The following is an 18,465-nucleotide window of genomic DNA, read 5'->3' as shown; positions in this document are numbered from 1 at the left end:
GCCGCAGCGCCGCCGGCACCGTTCAACCCGCACGGCGGCGCACAGGGGTCGTACCCGTCGGGTACGACCCCGCCTCACGGGGTTGCCGCCAGGCTCAATCCACCGACGTAATTCCCTTCACCTTTACCGTTCATCCTCCAATTTGGCATTTCAGCCACAAATTCTACCGTCCGTCGCACGTTGATTGACCTCCGGGAGCCACTCGGGGATACTCTGCGCGCTGTAGTCTGGCTAAAATACTAATAGCACCACGTCCACTATCTCGGAGAACTTTATGTTGCGCAAAACCCTACTCGCTCTCGCCGTCGCTGCAGCCTTGGTTGCATGCGGCAAGTCTGCCAAGGAGCCCGAGAAAGGGGCGGCAGCCTCGGCCACCGCCAAGGCGGACGGCAAGGGCGACAAGGATGCCAAGAAAGAACCGGAGGTGGTGTTGCAAATGGCGCAGGAGGACATCCTCGCTGTCGAATCGAACTCGCTCGCGTCCGGCCCGGTGATCACGGGTTCGATCCAGCCCGAGCGCCGCGCCGACCTGCGCGCCGAAGTCAGCGCCGTCGTAATTCAAGTACTCAAGGAAAACGGCGAGGCCGTCAAAAAGGGCGACGTGCTGGTGCGCCTGGACGAGACCTCGATCCGCGACAGCCTGACCTCGGCCGAGGAAGCCTCGCGCGCGGCCCAGCAATCGCTGGCCCAGGCCGAGCGCATGCACGAACGTAACACGACCCTGCGCGCCTCCGGCATGGTCTCGACGCAGGCGCTGGAAGACGCCGAAATCCGCCGCAACAACGCCCTGAGCGACCTGTCGGCGGCCCGTTCGCGTCTGGTGGCGGCGCGCCAGCAACTGAGCCGCACCACCGTGCGCGCGCCGTTCGACGGCATCGTCAGCGAGCGCAAGGTCTCCAACGGCGACACCGCCCAGGTCGGCAAAGAGCTGATCAAGGTGATCGATCCGGCGAGCATGCGCTTCGAGGGCCTGGTGTCGGCCGACAAGATCGGCGAGGTCAAGGTGGGCCAGCCGGTGCTGTTCCGCGTCAACGGCTATCCTGGCCAGAACTTCACCGGCAAGATCAAGCGGGTCGATCCTGCCGCCAACGCCGTTACCCGCCAGGTCGAGGTGCTGGTCGAGTTCGCCGAATCGGCCCAGCCGAGGGTGGCCGGCCTGTACGCCGAAGGCCGGGTCGAGTCGAAATCGTCGTCGTCGCTGATGGTGCCGCCGTCGGCGCTGGTGCAGGCCGGCGACAACAATTATGTGTGGCGCGTCAAGGGCGGCACCGTCAACAAGGTGCCGCTGACCATCGGGGCGCGCGACGAGCGCAGCGGCCGCTGGCAGGTGCTGTCCGGCCTGGCCGCCGGCGACACCATCGTGCGCGTGCCCGGCTCGGGCTTCAAGGACGGCCAAAAGGTTGTGCTCAGCGCGCCGAAGCCGGTGTCTTCGGCCACCGCGTCGGCCTCGGCCTCCACCGCGGTAGAAAAATAAGGAATCACCGCCATGTTCTTATCCGATTTCAGTATCAAACGGCCGGTCGCGACCATCGTCCTGATCGTCGCCATGATGTGCCTGGGCCTGATGGCCCTGAGCAAATTGCGGGTCAACCAGAATCCTGACGTCGAAGTGCCGTTCATCGTCGTCATGATCCCGTATCCGGGCGCGTCGCCGGAGACGGTCGAGCGCGAGATCGTCAACCGGCTTGAAAAGTCGTTCCAGTCGATCACCGGCGTGACCGAGGTTAATTCGACCGCGTCCGAAGGCCAGGCGCGGGTGTTCATCAAGTTCGCCTTCAGCAAGAACCTGATCGAGGCCTCCGACGAGATCCGCAATTCGATCGCGTCGGTACGCTACAAGCTGCCGATCGAGATGCGCGAGCCGATTCTGCAACGCATCGACACCTCCGCCCAGCCGGTCATGCAACTGGCGCTGTCGTCGAGCGTGCAAAGCCACGCCGTCATCTCGCGCCTGGCCGAGGACAAGCTGGCCGACCGCTTCCGCGGCATCGACGGCGTAGCGTCGGTCAACATCGACGGTTCGCTCAAGCGCGAGCTGAGCGTGCTGCTCAAGGCCGAGAAGCTGCGGGAATACAACGTCTCCGTGGGCGAGGTCGTCAACGCCTTGCGCAACCAGAACACCAACGCGCCGGTCGGCAAGGTCAAGGGCGACCTCGACGAGAAGAGCATCCGCCTGGTCGGCCGCATCGAGCGTCCCGAGGACTTCCAGCAAGTGGTGGTCAAGCGCAACGGCAACGAGCTGGTGCGCCTGGCGCAAGTGGCGACGATCGAGGACGGTTTCGCTGAGATGAGCTCGCTCAGCGTGCGCTCGGGCAAACCGAACGTCGGCATCTCGATCACCCGCTCCAAGGACGCGTCGACCGTGACGGTGGCGCACAAGGTGCGCGAGATGGTCGAGGAGATGCGCAAGGAATTGCCATCCGGCGCCACGCTGGAAGTGACCGAGGATGGCGGCGAGGACGCCGAGAACAGCCTGAACAACGTGATCGAGGCGCTGGTGTTCGGCGCCGGCCTGACCATTTTCGTGGTCTACGCGTTTTTGAATTCGTGGCGTTCGACGATGATCACCGCGCTCAGCCTGCCCACTTCGGTGATCGCCGCCTTCATCGGCGTCTGGCTGTGCGGCTTCACCCTGAACTTCATGACACTGCTGGGTCTGTCGCTGGCGATCGGCGTGCTGATCGACGACGCCATCGTGGTGCGGGAAAACATCGTGCGCCACATGCAGATGGGCGCCGACCGCCGCACCGCCGCGCTCAACGGCACGGCCGAGATCGGCATGGCCGTGGCCGCCACGACCTTCTCCATCATGGCCGTGTTCATTCCGGTGGCCTTCATGCCGGGCATCACCGGCGAGTGGTTCCGTCCGTTCGCCTTGACAGTGACGTGCTCGGTCGCTGTCTCGCTGCTGATCTCGTTCACCCTGGACCCGATGCTGTCGGCCTTCTGGGGCGACCCGCCGGATCACCACACGGCGCCGCGCAAGGGCCTGGGCAAGGTGCTCGAACGCTTCAATAACTGGTTCGACCATCAGGCCGACCGTTATGGCAACGTCATCGCCTGGGCATTGCACCACCGCAAAGCGATGGCCATACTGGCGGTGCTGACCTTCGTGGCCGCGCTGGGCCTGCAAGCCAAGCTGGGCGGCTTCAGCTTCCTGCCGGCGTCGGACTTCGGCACCATCGCCATCGACGTGCGGGCGCCGTCGTCGGCCAGTCTGGAATACTCGCGCCTGAAACTGGACCGCGCCGCCAAGATCGCCTTCACCATCAAGGAAACCAAGCAGACCAACGCCTACGTCAACCCGACCGGTGGACGCATCTATGTCGACATCGGCAAAAAGACCGAGCGCAAGCGTTCGGCCATCGAGATCGCCAAGGAATTGCGCGAGAAGCTGGCCGGGCTGGTCGGCGCCGAATACACGGTGCTGGAAGACCTGAGCAACAACGCCGCCAAGCCGGTCGAGATCCAGTTCACCGGCGCCGATTCGCGCAAGCTGATGGAAATCACCAACGCCTATATGGACCGCCTGCGCAAGGTGCCGGGCGCGGTCGACGTCAGCCTGTCCGAGCAGGACCCCAAGGACGAACTGCAGATCGAGCTGAACCGGGGCTTGGCGAACTCGATGGGCATCGCCGCCGGCGACGCCGCCCAGGCGCTGCGCGTGGCCTTCGCCGGTATCGAGGTGGGCGACTGGGTCGACCCGACCGGCGAATCGCGCGACGTTGCCGTGCGCCTGGCGCCGGAGGACCGCACCAGCGCCGAAAACATCGAGCGCCTGCCGATCGGCGTGGCCGGCACCAACCAAATGGTGCCGCTCGACCAGATCGCCAGCGTGACGATGGGCAAGGGACCGTCCACCATCAAGCACAAGGATGGCAAGCGCATCATCTCGGTGAGCGCCAACGCCCAGGGCCGTTCGCCCGGCGAGGTGACCAACGACGCCATGAAACTGGCCAAGGAAATCGACTTCCCGCCGGGCTACGGTCTGTCGCTGGGCGGCGCCGGCAAGGACATGAACGAAGTGTTCAGCCAGATGATGATCTCGCTGCTGGCCGGTATCGGTTTGATGTACCTGATCCTGGTGATGCAGTTCGGTTCGTTCACGGCGCCGATCGCGGTGATGCTGTCGCTGCCGCTGTCGTTGATCGGCGTGGTGCTGGGCCTGCTGATGACCAAGGGCACGATTAACCTGATGAGTTTGATCGGGGTGATCATGCTGATGGGCTTGGTGGCGAAGAACGCCATCCTGCTGCTCGACGCCGCCCGCAAGCGCGAGGAGGAGGGCTACAGCCGCGAGGACGCGCTGATGTACGCCGGCCGCATGCGTCTGCGTCCGATCCTGATGACGACGTTCGCGCTGATCGCCGGCATGTTCCCGGTCGCGCTGGCGTTGGGCGAGGGTGGCGAGTTTTATCGTCCGATGGCGATCGCCATCATCGGCGGCACGATCACCTCGACCGTGCTGACGTTGCTGATGGTACCGACCTTCTACGACAGCATCGAGATCAACAAGGACAACCTGGCGATCAAGTACAACCGCCGGGTGAATCACTGGACCGGCCGCTTCGGCGCCTGGGGCACGGCGGTCGCGTTCGTTCTGACGGCGATCGAAGTGCTGTTGTTCCTGACGTTCATCCGCTACGTCTACCGCTCGCTGATGTGGGTTGTCCGCAAGGTCACGGGCAAGAGCGGCGGCGGCACGCCAGCCATCGTCGCGCCGACAGTATCGCTCAACAAGAGCGCCTTCGATCCGCAATAAAACAGCGGGGTCAGGTCCGACATTCGGACACGGCCTCGGCCTTTAACCAGCGGGGTCAGGTCCGACATTCGGACACGGGCCCTGCCGTAAAGGCAGCTTGCGGACCAGTTCGTGTCCGAATGTCGGACCTGACCCCCGGGGTTGAAAAAAGGGCTTTTGGCCCTTTTTTTACGTCTGGGATGCAGAGCAAGTGCTCGGTTTCAAGGTGAAATTTAGTGCTTGCACTCTAGGAACAGGCCTTTCGGTAAAGTTTATTAATGTAGTAAGCTGCTGGCCTTCCAGCACCAAATCCGGCCTCATCGGTTTGATTTGCTGTCGGACCAGAAAAAACCTGGCGCAAAGTCGCCGACTACAATGAGAGACTCCACCATGCAACGCAAGCATCTTCCCCTGATTATCGCCGCCGCCCTGAGCCTGGTGACCACCGGCGCCAGCGCTTCCGGCTACCGTTTCGGTTCGCAGAGCGTGGCCGCCCAAGGCACCGCCGACGCCAGCGGCGCCGAAGCCAACGACGCTTCGACTATCTTCTACAACCCGGCCGGCATGTCGCGCCTGGAAGGCACGCAGATCAGCGCCGGCGCCACCGTCGTGGTGCCGCATTCGACCTATACCGACACCGGCTCGACCCGCTTCACCGGGTCGCGCACCGGCGGCACCCAGGCGTCCGGCTACGCGCCGGACGCGGTGGCCGCGCCGTCGCTGTACGCGACCAAGAAGCTGAACGATCAGTGGACCGTCGGCCTGGGCCTGTTCGTGCCGTATGGCGCCAAGCTGGACTACGGCAGCACCTGGAACGGCCGCTACGCGCTGACCGACGTGCTGGTGGAGGCGATCACGCTCAATCCATCGGTGTCGTTCAAGCTGAACCAGCATCATTCGTTCGGCTTCGGTATCGACGCGGAACACATGAAGGCCGAACTGGGCCAAGCCGTCGACGTGCCGGGCACCATCGCCGCGCTGCGCACGCCGGCCAACGCCGCGCAAGGCGCCGCGCTGATCCGTCAGATCACCGCGTTGGGCGGCAATCCGGCGCTGCTGGCCACCGCCGGCGACGGCCGTGGCGAGAACGAGGTCAAGGATTGGGGCTATGGCTTCAACCTGGGCTATATGTTCACCTTGGACGAAAACACGCGCTTCGGCTTGAGCTATCGTTCGTCGATCAGCCACAATATGCGCGGCAGCACCCTTTGGGACTTCTCGAAATCGACCACCGATCCGGTCGTCAACGGCGTCTTGGCGACCGCGTCGCACCGTGCCAACTCGGCGGCGCTGGTGTCCCTGCGCACGCCGGACACCTTGTCGGCCAACGTCTTCCACCAGTTCGATTCGAAGTGGGCCGGTATGGCCGACGTGACCTGGTCGCGTCATAACCGCCTGGGCAACCTGGATATCGAGTTCCCAGGCACCGTCGAGGGCGCCGAGGTGATCCGTCAGCAGTGGAAGAACACGGTGCGCGTGGCGGTGGGCGGCAATTATGTCTACAACGAGAATGTGACCTTGCGCGCCGGTGTGGCGTTCGACGAATCGCCGGTGCAAAACGCCGAGCTGCGCCACCCGGCGCTGCCGGACAGCGACCGCATGCAGTATTCGCTGGGCATGAACTGGAAGCTGGATGCGCGCTCGTCGATCGATCTGGCGTACAGCTATGTGGACTTCAAAGATGCGCAGGTGAACTACACGAACCAGTGTAATACCTTGTCGCGCACCTGCACCGGCAATGGTGAGACCACGCGCGGTACGTACAATACCCACCTGTCGCTGATTGGTGTTTCGTACAACTACAAGTTCTAAGATATCCGCAGTGGTTTAACCCACTGCGAATATGCGTGCAAGAAAGGGCCTCTCGAGGCCCTTTTTTACGTCTTATTGACCGGGAGGCGTGGTGCCGGTGCCACCCGTGCCCGTGCCACCGGTCCCATTGCCGCTACCGGTGCCCGTGCCGGTGCCGCTACCCGTGCCGCCGCTGGTGCCCGTGCCGCTGCCGGTCCCGCCCGAGCCGCTGCCGGTGGCGCCCGGTGTGGTGGCGTCTGGCGTTGGGCTGGGGGTGGTGGATGGTGTCGACGGCGTGGTGCTTTCCGGTGTCGGCGACGGGGTTTGTGGCTGGTCGGCGGGACGCTTGTTGCAGCCGGCCAGCAGTGCGACCGCGAAGGTCGCGCCCAGAATTACGCTGGTTGTTTTACGCAGGGAAATCATCATTCTTTCCTTTCAAAAAAAGGTCAGGGAAAAAATTAGACACCGCCCGCATGCGGGCGGTTCCCGCTATTTTAGCTCAAGCCGTTTTGCGTTCGCTGTCCGCTTCGCTGTCGATCGGCAGGTCGGCGTCGCTGTTGAAGACGGCGACGTCGGTCTCGCCCAGCACCCGGCTGGTGACCGTGCCGGCGGTGATCGAGCCGCTGACGTTGAGCGCGGTGCGGCCCATGTCGATCAGCGGTTCGATCGAGATCAGCAACCCGGCCAGCGCGACCGGCAGGTTCATCGACGACAGCACGATCAGCGCGGCGAACGTGGCGCCGCCGCCAACCCCGGCCACGCCCACCGAGCCGATGGTGATGATGGCGAGCAGCGGCAGGATGAAGTGCGCGGTGAACGGGTCGATGCCGACGGTCGGGGCGATCATCACCGCCAGCATGGCCGGGTAGATGCCGGCGCAGCCGTTCTGGCCGATGGTGGCGCCGAACGAGGCGGCGAAGTTGGCGATGCCTTCGGACGTGCCCAGGCGCAGCGTCTGCGTCTGCACGCTCATCGGGATGGCGCCGGCGCTGCTGCGCGAGGTGAAGGCGAAGGTCAGCACCGGCAGGATTTTCTTGACGAAGCGCACCGGGTTCAGTCCGGCGCCGGTGACGATCAGCAGGTGCACCAGGAACATCAGGAACAGCGCGCTGTACGAGGCCAGCACGAAATCGATCAGGTGCAGGATGTCGGTGTAGCTGGAGGTCGACACCACCTGCGCCATCAGCGCGAACACGCCGTACGGCGTCAGCCGCAGCACCAGGGTGACGATGCGCATGACGATGGCGTGGGCGACTTTGATGAAATTGTCGAAGGAGGCGAAGATGTCCGGCTTCTTGTCGTGGATGCCGGTGGCGGCGATGCCGATGAACACGGCGAAGATCACCACCGCGATGGTCGAGGTCTTGCGCGCGCCGGTCAGGTCCAGGAAGGGATTGGCGGGGATGAAGCTGAGCAGCATGCTCGGCAGCGAGATCGCCTGCGCCGCTTCGACCTTGCCCTGCAGGTAGACCCCGCGCGCGATGTCGGCCGCCGAGGCGGTCAGGCCCACCGCCGTCAGGCTGAACAGCTTGGCCATCAGGATGCCGATGCCGGCGGCGATCAGGGTGGTGACCATCAAGGTGCCGATGGTCAGCGCGCTGATTTTGCTTAGCGAATCCATGCCCTTTAATTTGAGGATGGCGGCGATGATGGAGACCATGATCAGCGGCATGATGATCATTTGCAGCAGCTTGACGTAGCCCGAGCCGACGATGTCGAGGTACTCGCCGGTGGTTTTCAACTCGGCCGAGCCGGCGCCGTAGATGGCCTGCAGCGCCGCGCCCAGCACGATGCCCAGCCCCATGCCGGTGAACACGCGCACCGAAAAGGACGCGTGCTTGCGCTGCTGCGCGTAGAGCGCGCCCAGCAACACCAGCGCCGCCAGCAGATTAAAAACCACGTTGATAGTCATTGCCCACCCTTTGCCACAAATTAATCAAATCATCCGCCGCCGTATTTTCCCCTTGCCGGAGCGGGAAAAAAGCGACCGGTCGGTCATTTTATAGCTGTTTCTTGATATAAACGAGGCCGTTATCGCCCATGCAGCGAATATTTAGCTATAAGCCTATGTGTTTTTCGTATAAACAGGCTTGTTGCGCAGTTGCATCATTTTTCATCAATGTGACAAACGCGGGCGTACAATCGTTTCAGGTTTCGTCACTACTGGAGGTCGCATGGCACTCAACAGCATGAAAGTCGGTACCCGGCTCAGCCTGGGCTTTGGTCTGGTTCTGACACTGCTGGTGTTTATCGCCGCGCTTGGTATATGGAACATGAGCACGATCCATGCCAAGCTCGACACCATCGTCAACGAGAACGTGGTCAAGAGCGAGCTGGTGGAGAATATGTCCGAGTCGGTGCACATCGTCGGGCGGCTGTCGCACTCGGTGGTGCTGCTGCATGAGGATAGCGCCATCCGCGCCGAGATGGCCAAGGTGGACAATGCCCGCGCCAGCTATGCCAAGGCGGTCGAGCAGCTGGCGAAGATGCCCACGACGCCCAAGGAGACGGCGGTGCGCGACCGCATCGCCGCGCTGGCCCAAGCGGCGCGCCCCCTCAACGACAAAGCGTTCGCCCTGGCGCTGGCGCACAAGGATGACGAAGCCGTCGCGGTGGTGTTGACGCAGGCCGCCCCGGCAACCCAGCAATGGCAAGACGCCATGGACGATTACGCGGCCCTGCACCGGGAAGACAGCCATGAGCATGTCGCCGAGGCCAGCAAGTCCTACGCGCGGGCGTGGATGTCGATGCTGGTGTTGTGCGGCCTCGCCATCGTGATCGGCGTGGGCGCGGCCGTGGCCATCGGCCGTTCGCTGCTGCGGCAGTTGGGCGGCGAGCCGGCCTACGCGGCCGAGATCGCCGGCCGCATCGCCGCCGGCGACCTGACCATGTCGGTCGACACCCGGGCCGGCGACCAGCACAGCATGCTGCACGCGATGAAGTTGATGCGCGATTCGCTGGCCGGCATCGTCTCCGAGGTGCGCAGCGGCACGGAAACCATCGCGACGGCGTCGACCCAGATCGCCACCGGCAACCAGGACTTATCCTCGCGCACCGAAGAGCAGGCCAGCGCGCTGGAGGAAACGGCTTCATCGATGGAGCAGCTGACCAGCGCGGTACGCCAGAACAATGAGAACGCGCGCCAGGCCAACCAGCTGGCGCACGCCGCGTCCGAGGTGGCGCAGAAGGGCGGGCAAGCCGTGTCGGAGGTGGTCGGCACGATGGGCGCGATCAACGAGTCGTCGCGCAAGATCGTCGACATCATTTCCGTCATCGACGGCATCGCCTTCCAGACCAACATCCTGGCGTTGAACGCCGCCGTGGAAGCGGCCCGCGCCGGCGAGCAGGGGCGCGGCTTCGCGGTGGTGGCCTCCGAGGTGCGCAACCTGGCGCAGCGTTCGGCGACCGCCGCCAAGGAAATCAAGGAGTTGATCGGCGACTCGGTCGAGAAGGTCGAGATCGGCAGCCGCCAGGTCGAGCAGGCCGGGCTGACGATGAGCGAGGTGGTGACCAGCGTGCAGCGGGTGACGACGATCATGGCCGATATCTCCAACGCCGGCGACGAGCAAAGCCTGGGCATCGAGCAGATCAACAAGGCCGTCATCGAGATGGACGGGGTGACGCAGCAGAACGCGGCGCTGGTGGAGCAGGCCGCCGCCGCGGCCGAAGCCTTGCAGCAGCAGGCGGTCAATCTGGAGCGGGTGGTGAGCGTGTTCCGCGTCGACGGCGCTGGCGGGCCGGCGAAGCGGGCTTCGCCGGCGATGGCGGTGGCGCACAGGACCGCGTTGATGAAGCCGGCCAAGTCCCTGCCACGGCTGGGCACCCCGCCGCCGCTGGCGCCGAGTGGGAAGAATTCTGACCTGCGGCAGTTGAATAAACGAGGAAACACGTAGGGCGGATTAGCGTAGCGTAATCGGCCATGCAGGCGCCGTCGACGGCTCGTAGATGGCCGATTACGGCGTTCCGCCTAATCCGCCCTACGTGTTTTAGAGAAATTCGACGTTCAGGGTTTGAACCAGATATCAAACCGCGTGGCCCCGTCCCCGGTGGCCGCCAGCCGATACGCAAACCCATGCCGGTTCATCACCTCGCGCACGAACAGCAAGCCTATCCCCTGGCCACCCTTCTTGGTCGTGAAAAACGGCGTGAACAACTGCCGCGCCGGCACCTTGCCCAGCAGGTTGCCCGAATCGGTCACCGATAAGCGCACGCCATCGGTCTCGTTCGCCAGCGCGAACTCGATAAACCGCTCGCCGGCCGCCGCTTCCTCCACCGCCTCCATCGCGTTCTTGACCACGTTCAGCAGCGCCTGCTCGATCAAGTGCCGGTCCAGCCCCATGGCCGGCACCTCGTCGCAGCGCGCCCAGCCGATGCGGATGCCGCGGCCACGGCACGGCTCGCGGTACAGATACAGGATATCGTCCATGATGTCGCGCACCGGGCAGGCACGCAGCTCCGGCGCAGGCATCTTGACCACCCGCGTGAAGCGCTCGATGAACTCGCCCAGGCTGCCATTGCGCCGCTTGACGGCGACGATGGCGGTGTTGAAGTCGTCCCCGTCGCGCTCGTTGAGCTGGCCACGGTAGTACAGCAGCGAATCGAGCACCGAGCCGGTGGCGGCGACCGTGTTGTTGACCTCGTGCGCGAGCACGCGTATCAGCTTGTCGTAGGTGTCCTTTTCCGAGCTCTCCAGCTCCTCGGTCAACTCCTCGATCAATAGAAAGTGGCGGGCGAAGCCGCGATCGTAGAAGTGGCCGCGCTGGGCCCGGTAGCGGCGGCCGTCGGCGTCGGTCAGCAACTGGCTCTCGCCCAACGGCAGCAGGTCCAGCTGGGCCAGCAGGGCGGGGGAGCGGCTGCCGGCCGGCGCGCCCGCGCCGGTCGAAGCCTCGCCGGCCAGCCATGCCCGCAGCGGTTTGCCCTTGGCGTCGTCCAGCCCCAGCAGCGCTTGCGCGCTGGCGTTGAGCAGGCTGATACGCCCGTCGAAGTCGAACACGATCACGGCGCTCGGCGTGGCCTCCAGCAGACGGTCGAGGAAGCCTTGCTGCTCGCCGATTTCCAGCCGCTCCTGATAGAGCCGGCCCAGCATGGTGTTGAACAACTCGACCAGTTCGTTCAACTCGCGGTTGGCGCTGTGCTGCAGGCGCGACGCGTATTGCTGGTCCTGCAGCAGGTCATGGAAGTGGCGCGTGTAGCCGAGCGGTTCGAGCGCGCGGCGTATCAGGCGCGCGCCGAGCATAAGGCTCAGCAGCAAAACCACCTCCAGGGCGATCATCAGCCACGGCGCGCCGCGCAACAGCATCACCGTCACGCCAACGAACAGCAGGTGGGTGGCGATGAGGTAGGCATACAGCCGATAGCGCAAACTCATGAAAGAGGCTCGCCGTCAGGCGCGGCGCCCAGGCCATGGCGCTCCAGCCGCCGGTACAGCGCCGTGCGGCTCAATCCCAGCGCCTTGGCCACCCGCGAAATGTTGCCCTGGTGCTGGTCGAGCGCGTGCGCGATCATGTGCCGCTCTACCTGCTCCAAGGTCATGCCGTCGACCCGCAGGGCAGAGCGAGAGCCGCCCGGCGCGCCATCGTTCTGTTCGGCGGCGATGAAATCGGCCTGCCGCAGTTCGCTGCGGCCGACCAGCAGCAGGGTGCGCTCCAGGGTTTGCTTGAGCTGGCGGATATTGCCGGGCCACGCTTGTGCGCCAAGCCAGTCCAGCGCCTGCGGCGCGATCGTCGCCGGCCCCAGTCCGTAGCTGGCCGAGACTTCGCCGATGATGTGGCGCGCCAGCAGGGCGATGTCGCTGCGGCGCTCGCGCAGCGGCGGCAACCGTATCGTGATCAGGTTCAGCCGGTAGAACAAATCTTCGCGGAACTCGCCGCTGGCGACCAGCTCGGCCAACTCGCGGTTGGTGGCCGAGACCACGCGGATGTCGGCGCGCTCGGTGCGGCTGGCGCCAACCGGCTGGTAGGTCTGGTCTTGCAGCACGCGCAGCAGCTTGACCTGGTCGGAGCGATTCAGTTCGCCGATCTCGTCGAGGAACAAGGTGCCTTCGTGCGCGCTGGCGACGTGGCCTTTGCGGTCGGTCTTGGCGTCGGTGAAGGCGCCGCGCACGTGGCCGAACATTTCACTCTCGAACAACGACGGCGTGATCGCGCCCATGTTGATTTTGACGATGGGACGCGCCGCGCGCGGGCTGTTGCGGTGGAGGGCGTCGGCGATCAGTTCCTTGCCGCTACCGCTCTCGCCCAGGATCAGCACCGGCGCGCGGGTCGCGGCCACCTGGCCGATGGTGGCCAGCACCTTGAGCAGGCGGGGATGTTCGCCGACGATGCCGCTGAAATCGAATTGCCGGTCGAGCGCCTGGCGCGACGCGGCCGCTTGGGGCGGCGAGGCGGCCGGGCCCGCCGTTTCCAGGGTCGCGCGGATCAGCGCGATCAGTTGCGGGTTGTCCCACGGCTTGGTGAAAAAGTTGGCGGCGCCGGCCTGCACGCCACGCACCGCCAGCGCGATCGACCCCCAGGCCGTCATCAGCAGGACCGGCAGGGCGGGGCGGGCCCGCTTGATGTCGGCCAGCAGTTGCAAGCCTTCCTCGCCGCTGGTTTGCAGCGAGAAATTCATGTCCTGCAACACCAGATCGACAGGCTGTTGCGCCAGGGTGGACAGCGCCTGCTGCGGGTCGTCGCAGCAAACGGCGTCGAAGCCGGACTGTTTGAGCAGCAACGCCAGCGACACCTGGACCGCGCTGTCGTCGTCGACAATTAATATGCGTTGCTTACGGGATGATTCCATCAACATCTAACAGCCTTATTCATAGTGCAGCGCCTGGGTGGGACTGAGGCGCGCGGCGCGCCAGCCCGGGTAGAGCGAACACAGCAAGGATAGCAGATAGATCACACCGGCCGATAGCGCCGCCGCCGTCAAAAACACCGGCCAGTTCAGGCCGTCACCGAACACGCCGGTCAGCGGCAGCTGCACCAGCAACACCAGCGCGACCGCGATCGCCCCCGAGCTCAGCAGCATTTGCTCGGCGATGATCTGCCGGTAGATGTGGCCGGCGTCGGCGCCGAGCGCGCGGCGCAGGCCGATCTCGGGAATGCGCTGGGTGGTGTTTTGCCACAGCACGCCGAACAGGCCGAAGGCGACCATCAACAGCAGGAAGGCGGCGATCACCGACATGATCACCAGCGGCAGCATCTGCAGTTTCTGCATCGACTTGCGCGACTCGCTGAGCGGGCTGATGACGAACGACCAGTCGTTGTGCTCGCGCTTGAGACGGGCGCTGAGGCGCGCCTCGAACGCGCGCGGCGTGCCCGGCTTGAGCCTTAGCATGATGATCATGGGCGGGTCATCGTTGACGCCGGGGACAAAGCGCGGCAGCACGACATTAACCGGATCCATATATTCGCCGTTCGTGCGGTACTGCTCGACCACCGCGCTGACGCGGTAGCGCTGCGGCTTGCCGATTGCCATGCCTTCGGCGTCGATGAACAGTTGGCCGACCGCCGGGGTGCCCGGGAACAGTTTGTCGGCCAGCAGGCGGTTGATCACGACCGGCGTGGCGTCGGCGCCGTCGTCGGCTTTGGAGAACCAGCGGCCCTGCGCCGGCGTCATTTGCATGGCTTCGAAAAAGTCATCGGTGCTGCCCATGCTGTCGGACTCGACGCGGTTGCTGCCATCCGGCAGCGAAAAAAAGCCCATCCTGCGTGACATCTCGTACGGCGCCACGGCGGTGAAGGCGACCTTTTCCACTTCCGGCAGATCGAGCAGGGCGCGCTTGAGCGCGTCGTACATGGCGGCGTCGTTGGGAATGCGCTGGGCGTTGCGGATGATGACCGACCACTGGTCGCGCCAGGCGAAGCCGGTGGGCATCTGTTGCAGCTGGTAATTGCGCACGGCGAACGCGGCGATGGCGAACACCACCATGAAGGCCAGCAGAATTTCCAGGCTCAGCATCATGTTGCGCGATTTGCGTTTCCAGATCAGTTTGAGGAGATGGTGCAGCATCAGGTGTTTCCTTTCAGCGCGCGGACCGGGTCCAGGCGCGACATTTTCCAGGCGGGGATCACCCCCGACAGCACGCCGAACACCAGCGTGAGCAGCAGTCCGTAGCCGAACACCGCCAGGTTGAGTTCGACCTTGAGGTAGGGAATCAGGCCGGAGCCTTCCAGCCACCGCAGCGCGCCGGCGGCGCATACCAGACCGATGGCGCCGCCAACCAGGCACAGCACCACGTTTTCCAGCACCAGCTGCGCCACCAGTTGGCGGCTGGTGGCGCCGAAGGCCTTGCGCACGCCGATTTCGCTGCCGCGCTCCATGATGCGCCCGACATTGAGGTTGACCAGGTTGAGCGCCGGCAGCGCCATGAACAGCAGCATCAACACCACGATGCCGACGACAAATTGGGGCACTCCGGCGTCCTCGTTGCTGTTGCTTGTCAAGGTCCGGGCGAACAGTTCGAGCTTGGAGTCACCCCAGAACTGCGTCACGTTGTATTGGTTCGGATCGTTATAGCGCACCGTCTTGGCGATGCGCACGATGTCGCGCTTGATGGCCGGCAGATCTGCCGCCGTGCGCGCCAGGATCATCAGGGTAAAGCTGCCGAATTCCTGGCTCTTGTAATCGGTGGAGGCCAGCGTGGTGGTCGGAACCCAGGCGTCGGCATAGGCGTTCACTTGCAGCGCATCCTCGACCACGCCGATGACGGCGAACGTCTGGCCGTCCATCAGGATTTTCTGGTTCAGGTAAGGCTGGCCAGGGAACAGCTTGCGCGCCGTTGACAGGTTGAGCACGGCGACGAAGCGTCCCTGTTCGACATCGTCGGCGCTGATGACCCGTCCCGAGACAACGTGGAAATCGAGTATGCGCCAATACTCGGCGTCGGTTCTCCGCAGTTGCACGTCGCTGACCCTGCCGGCCTGGTACACCGCCACCGCTTGCGGAAACATCGATGCCGACACCGCCTCGACGCCATTCATGGGCTTGAGGTATTGCTCGACGATCTTGTAACCGAAAAAACCCCTGAACTGGCCGTTCCGGTCGGTGTGGCCGGACTGCATCATGACCATTTGCACGAAGCGGTCGCTTTTGCCCTCGACGCCGGTGGGGTAGAAGGCGTTTTGCAGCAGCGCGGTGACCACCATCAGCACCACCAGGGTCAGCACGATGCACAGCAGGTTGATCGCCGTGAACAGCTTGCGGCGCATGAAGACCTTCCACGCCGTCAGCAGATAATTTCTGAACATGCGACCCCCTTATGCGACCAGCTGGCCGTCGAATACGCGCACGATGCGGCCGGCCATCTTCGCCTCCTGCTCGTTGTGGGTGACCATGATGACGGTGGTCCCCTCGCTGTGCAGCTGGAGCAGGATGTCCATCACCTCCTGGCCCATTTTGCTGTCGAGGTTGCCGGTCGGCTCGTCGGCCAGCAACACCTGCGGCTGGCCGACGATGGCGCGGGCGATCGCCACGCGCTGCTGCTGGCCGCCGGAGAGCTGGTTGGGGTAGTGGTCCATGCGCGCGCCGAGGCCGACTTTTTCCAGCGCCTCGCGCGCCAGCCGCTGGCGCTTCTTGGTCGAGATATTGCGGTATAACAGCGGCAGCTCGACATTGTCGATCACGCGCAGGTCGTTGATCAGGTGGAAGCTCTGGAAGATGAAGCCGAAGGTCTGGTTGCGCAGCTTGGCCACGTACTTGTCCTTGTACGAGGCCACCGGCGTGCCGGCCACGTGGATGGCGCCGCTGCCGGGATGGTCCAGCAGGCCGATCAGGTTGAGCAGGGTGCTCTTGCCGCAACCGCTGGGGCCCATGATGCAGACGAATTCCGCTTTTTCGACGTGCAGGTCGATGTCTTTCAGTGCCAGCGTTTCGACCTTGTCGGTCTGGTAGGTCTTGCTGACTTTTTGCAGGCGAATCATGTATGTTCTCTCCGTATGAAGTTAGTCGACGCGGATGCTGTCGCGGTCTTTGTAGTTGCGGGTGTCCGAGATGATGAGGCGGTCGCCGGCGCGGGCGCCGGCCTTGATTTCGACGTTCTTGCCGTCGCTGGCGCCGATGTCGAGCGTGGTCTTGCGGGCCACGCCGTCGCGCACGACGAAGATCTCCTGCGGGCCCCGGCCGTTGAAGGCGGGACCGCTGTCGGCCAGCAGGATGTTCTTTTTTTGCTCGGTGACGATGTTAACCTCGACGCGCAGCTTGTTGCGCAGTATCGCGTGGTGCGGGTTGGCCAGGGTCACCAGCAGCTTGACGGTGCCGTTCTGGATCTCGGGCAGGATGGTGTGGACTTCGCCCTGGAGCTTGACGTTGCCCTGTTCGACCAGCACCGGCTGGCCGGCGCTGAGCGCGCGCGCATGGAAGTCGGACAGCGAAGCCTCGACCTTGTAGTTGTTCAGCTCGGATACCCTGGCGACCAGCTGGCCCGTGGCCAGGCTGGCACCCTCGTCGGCCAGCAGGAAGGTCAGCATGCCGGCGAACGGCGCCCGCACCTGGGTTTGCGCCAGCAGTTGCTGCTGCTCCTGCAACTGTTTTTGCAGGATGTTTTTTTGCAGCCGCGCGCCTTCGATGTTGCTGGAGGTGACGCGCTTGCTGCCCTCGATCTGTTCGCGTTTTTGCCGCAGCTGGATCTCGTTGCGCTGGACGTTGAGCTCGGCCGTGAGCAGATCCTCGGCCGAGACGCCGCCGGCCTTGCGCAAGGTCTGGTTGCGGCCCAGGCGCACGCGCGTGGCCTGCAGGTCCAGTTCCAGCAACTCGATGGCGCTCAGCAGCTCCTTGCGTTTCTGCTCCAGCTCCAGGGTCAGCGCCAGGATGCGGTTTTCCTGTTGCGCCAGCTGTTCCTTGAGGCTGTCGATCGCCAGCAGCACGGTGCGATTGTCCAGTTCCAGCAGCAGCTCGCCGGCCTGTACCTGCTGGCCCAGCTTGGCCTGGACTTTGGCAACGCGGGTCTGGATCGGGCTGGCGACCAGCGCTTCGTGGATGGGGATGACGATGCCCGACGCGTTGATGGTGTTGGCGATATCGCCGACCCGCACCTCGGCGATGCTGACGCCGCCCGCCTCCACGCTCGGAGTGACGGCGCGGTTGATGCCCCAGGCGCCGACGCACAGCGTGGCCAGCAGCGCGGCGATGGCGAGCAAGGTCTTGCGGCGCCGGCCGGCGATGATCTTGGGGTTGAGGGCCTGGTCCATGTTGATGCGTCAATAGTGAGTGGAGATGGTGTTCCCCTCACTATTGCAATCGCCGTGCCACCGGGTTGTTTTTTTGATTAGGTCATATAAATCAATGCGATAGCAACGGTTAAGTGGCCGCCGGCGCGGAGGGCGGTTGCCCGGCTTCGCTCACCCTTGTCCGGAAACGGACACCCCTGGGATCAGCCCAGGCGCTTGCTCATGCCGCTGTACGAAAAACGCCGGCCGTCGATGTCGAACATGTCTTCGATTTCGCCGGTCTTGTGGAAGCCGTTGCGCAGGTAGAGATTGATGGCGGGGGTGTTGGAGGACAGCACCTGCAAGTCGATCCATCCGAGCCGCGCGGACTGAACCGCCCACGATTGCGCGTGCGCGATCAGGCGGCCGCCCAAGCCAGCCTTGCGCTGGCCGCGATCGACACCCATCCCCAGCAGGCAGCGGTGGGCGGCGTAGCGCTCCGCATGCGCGCGCAGGTCGATGTGGCCGGCGATGCGTCCGTCCGCGTCGCGCGCCACCCAGACGCGGCGCCAGCCGGGCGCGCCCACGTCGATGCCCATGCCGGTCTTGAAGGCGTCCGCCTTGTCGGCGGGGAAGCGCGAATCGTCGCGCGACAGCGGCTGGAAATAGCCTGTGCCGTCGCGGCCGTTGTCCGACAAGTGGTCGTTGAGATAGGCGAGGAAAAGATCGAAATCTTCGGATGTGAGTTGCTCGATTGAAGTCATATGGAAATGTGTTCGTGTGGAAATTTACCAACCGTTGATG

12 protein-coding genes and 1 pseudogene are annotated in these 18,465 nt (G+C 64.3%); 4 read left to right on the top strand and 9 right to left on the bottom strand.

The window, feature by feature from the left end; translation table 11 throughout:
- Nucleotides 1-274 precede the first annotated feature (274 nt).
- From NHH88_24885 to NHH88_24875, 3 genes are all read left to right on the top strand, one after another.
- Nucleotides 275-1,474, top strand: coding sequence for an efflux RND transporter periplasmic adaptor subunit (locus NHH88_24885; protein ID USX12884.1), 1,200 nt, complete (start codon nucleotides 275-277; stop codon nucleotides 1,472-1,474).
- A gap of 12 nt (nucleotides 1,475-1,486) precedes the next feature.
- Nucleotides 1,487-4,762 (top strand): efflux RND transporter permease subunit, encoded by a 3,276-nt coding sequence (locus NHH88_24880; protein ID USX12883.1) that lies wholly within the window; start codon nucleotides 1,487-1,489, stop codon nucleotides 4,760-4,762.
- 369 nt (nucleotides 4,763-5,131) lie between these two features.
- On the top strand, nucleotides 5,132-6,553 hold the full coding sequence (locus NHH88_24875) for an OmpP1/FadL family transporter (protein ID USX12882.1): 1,422 nt from the start codon (nucleotides 5,132-5,134) through the stop codon (nucleotides 6,551-6,553).
- Nucleotides 6,554-6,625: 72 nt separating this feature from the next.
- On the opposite strand, the gene NHH88_24870 is transcribed toward NHH88_24875, so the two are convergent.
- Nucleotides 6,626-6,958 (bottom strand): hypothetical protein, encoded by a 333-nt coding sequence (locus NHH88_24870; GenBank protein USX12881.1) that lies wholly within the window; start codon nucleotides 6,956-6,958, stop codon nucleotides 6,626-6,628.
- A gap of 73 nt (nucleotides 6,959-7,031) precedes the next feature.
- The gene (locus NHH88_24865) at nucleotides 7,032-8,444 is read right to left on the bottom strand and encodes a cation:dicarboxylase symporter family transporter (GenBank protein ID USX12880.1); all 1,413 of its coding nucleotides are present in this window, start codon (nucleotides 8,442-8,444) and stop codon (nucleotides 7,032-7,034) included.
- Nucleotides 8,445-8,706: 262 nt separating this feature from the next.
- On the opposite strand from NHH88_24865, the pseudogene NHH88_24860 reads away from it, so the two are divergent.
- Nucleotides 8,707-10,257: pseudogene (locus tag NHH88_24860) on the top strand (methyl-accepting chemotaxis protein).
- Nucleotides 10,258-10,535: 278 nt separating this feature from the next.
- Here the strand turns inward: NHH88_24860 and NHH88_24855 are convergent.
- From NHH88_24855 to NHH88_24825, 7 genes are all read right to left on the bottom strand, one after another.
- Entirely contained in the window at nucleotides 10,536-11,900 is a 1,365-nt protein-coding gene (locus tag NHH88_24855) for an ATP-binding protein (protein USX12879.1), read from the bottom strand.
- Nucleotides 11,897-13,312: a sigma-54 dependent transcriptional regulator gene (locus NHH88_24850; protein USX12878.1), complete on the bottom strand. Its 1,416-nt coding sequence runs from the start codon at nucleotides 13,310-13,312 to the stop codon at nucleotides 11,897-11,899. The genes NHH88_24855 and NHH88_24850 overlap by 4 nt, the downstream gene beginning before the upstream one ends.
- 15 nt (nucleotides 13,313-13,327) lie before the next feature.
- The gene (locus tag NHH88_24845; protein ID USX12877.1) at nucleotides 13,328-14,527 is read right to left on the bottom strand and encodes an ABC transporter permease; all 1,200 of its coding nucleotides are present in this window, start codon (nucleotides 14,525-14,527) and stop codon (nucleotides 13,328-13,330) included.
- Nucleotides 14,527-15,765, bottom strand: coding sequence for an ABC transporter permease (locus NHH88_24840; protein USX12876.1), 1,239 nt, complete (start codon nucleotides 15,763-15,765; stop codon nucleotides 14,527-14,529). The genes NHH88_24845 and NHH88_24840 overlap by 1 nt, the downstream gene beginning before the upstream one ends.
- Nucleotides 15,766-15,774: 9 nt before the next feature.
- Nucleotides 15,775-16,437, bottom strand: a complete 663-nt coding sequence (locus NHH88_24835) for an ABC transporter ATP-binding protein (protein ID USX12875.1) — start codon at nucleotides 16,435-16,437, stop codon at nucleotides 15,775-15,777.
- 21 nt (nucleotides 16,438-16,458) lie between these two features.
- Nucleotides 16,459-17,703, bottom strand: coding sequence for an HlyD family efflux transporter periplasmic adaptor subunit (locus NHH88_24830; protein USX12874.1), 1,245 nt, complete (start codon nucleotides 17,701-17,703; stop codon nucleotides 16,459-16,461).
- A 182-nt stretch (nucleotides 17,704-17,885) separates the two neighbouring features.
- On the bottom strand, nucleotides 17,886-18,425 hold the full coding sequence (locus NHH88_24825) for a GNAT family N-acetyltransferase (GenBank protein USX12873.1): 540 nt from the start codon (nucleotides 18,423-18,425) through the stop codon (nucleotides 17,886-17,888).
- Nucleotides 18,426-18,465: the final 40 nt, after the last annotated feature.

This window comes from Oxalobacteraceae bacterium OTU3CAMAD1, from assembly GCA_024123915.1.
Classification (GTDB): Bacteria; Pseudomonadota; Gammaproteobacteria; order Burkholderiales; family Burkholderiaceae_D; genus Rugamonas.
Note: the sequence above shows the minus strand (reverse complement) of the source record. Positions and strands in the feature narration are given on the sequence as shown.

Coding starts and splice junctions, on each gene's coding strand:
- NHH88_24885 (USX12884.1), top strand. CDS start 275: ATGTTGCGCAAAACCCTACTCGCTCTCGCCGTCGCTGCAGCCTTGGTT.
- NHH88_24880 (USX12883.1), top strand. CDS start 1,487: ATGTTCTTATCCGATTTCAGTATCAAACGGCCGGTCGCGACCATCGTC.
- NHH88_24875 (USX12882.1), top strand. CDS start 5,132: ATGCAACGCAAGCATCTTCCCCTGATTATCGCCGCCGCCCTGAGCCTG.
- NHH88_24870 (USX12881.1), bottom strand. CDS start 6,958: ATGATGATTTCCCTGCGTAAAACAACCAGCGTAATTCTGGGCGCGACC.
- NHH88_24865 (USX12880.1), bottom strand. CDS start 8,444: ATGACTATCAACGTGGTTTTTAATCTGCTGGCGGCGCTGGTGTTGCTG.
- NHH88_24855 (USX12879.1), bottom strand. CDS start 11,900: ATGAGTTTGCGCTATCGGCTGTATGCCTACCTCATCGCCACCCACCTG.
- NHH88_24850 (USX12878.1), bottom strand. CDS start 13,312: ATGGAATCATCCCGTAAGCAACGCATATTAATTGTCGACGACGACAGC.
- NHH88_24845 (USX12877.1), bottom strand. CDS start 14,527: ATGCTGCACCATCTCCTCAAACTGATCTGGAAACGCAAATCGCGCAAC.
- NHH88_24840 (USX12876.1), bottom strand. CDS start 15,765: ATGTTCAGAAATTATCTGCTGACGGCGTGGAAGGTCTTCATGCGCCGC.
- NHH88_24835 (USX12875.1), bottom strand. CDS start 16,437: ATGATTCGCCTGCAAAAAGTCAGCAAGACCTACCAGACCGACAAGGTC.
- NHH88_24830 (USX12874.1), bottom strand. CDS start 17,703: ATGGACCAGGCCCTCAACCCCAAGATCATCGCCGGCCGGCGCCGCAAG.
- NHH88_24825 (USX12873.1), bottom strand. CDS start 18,425: ATGACTTCAATCGAGCAACTCACATCCGAAGATTTCGATCTTTTCCTC.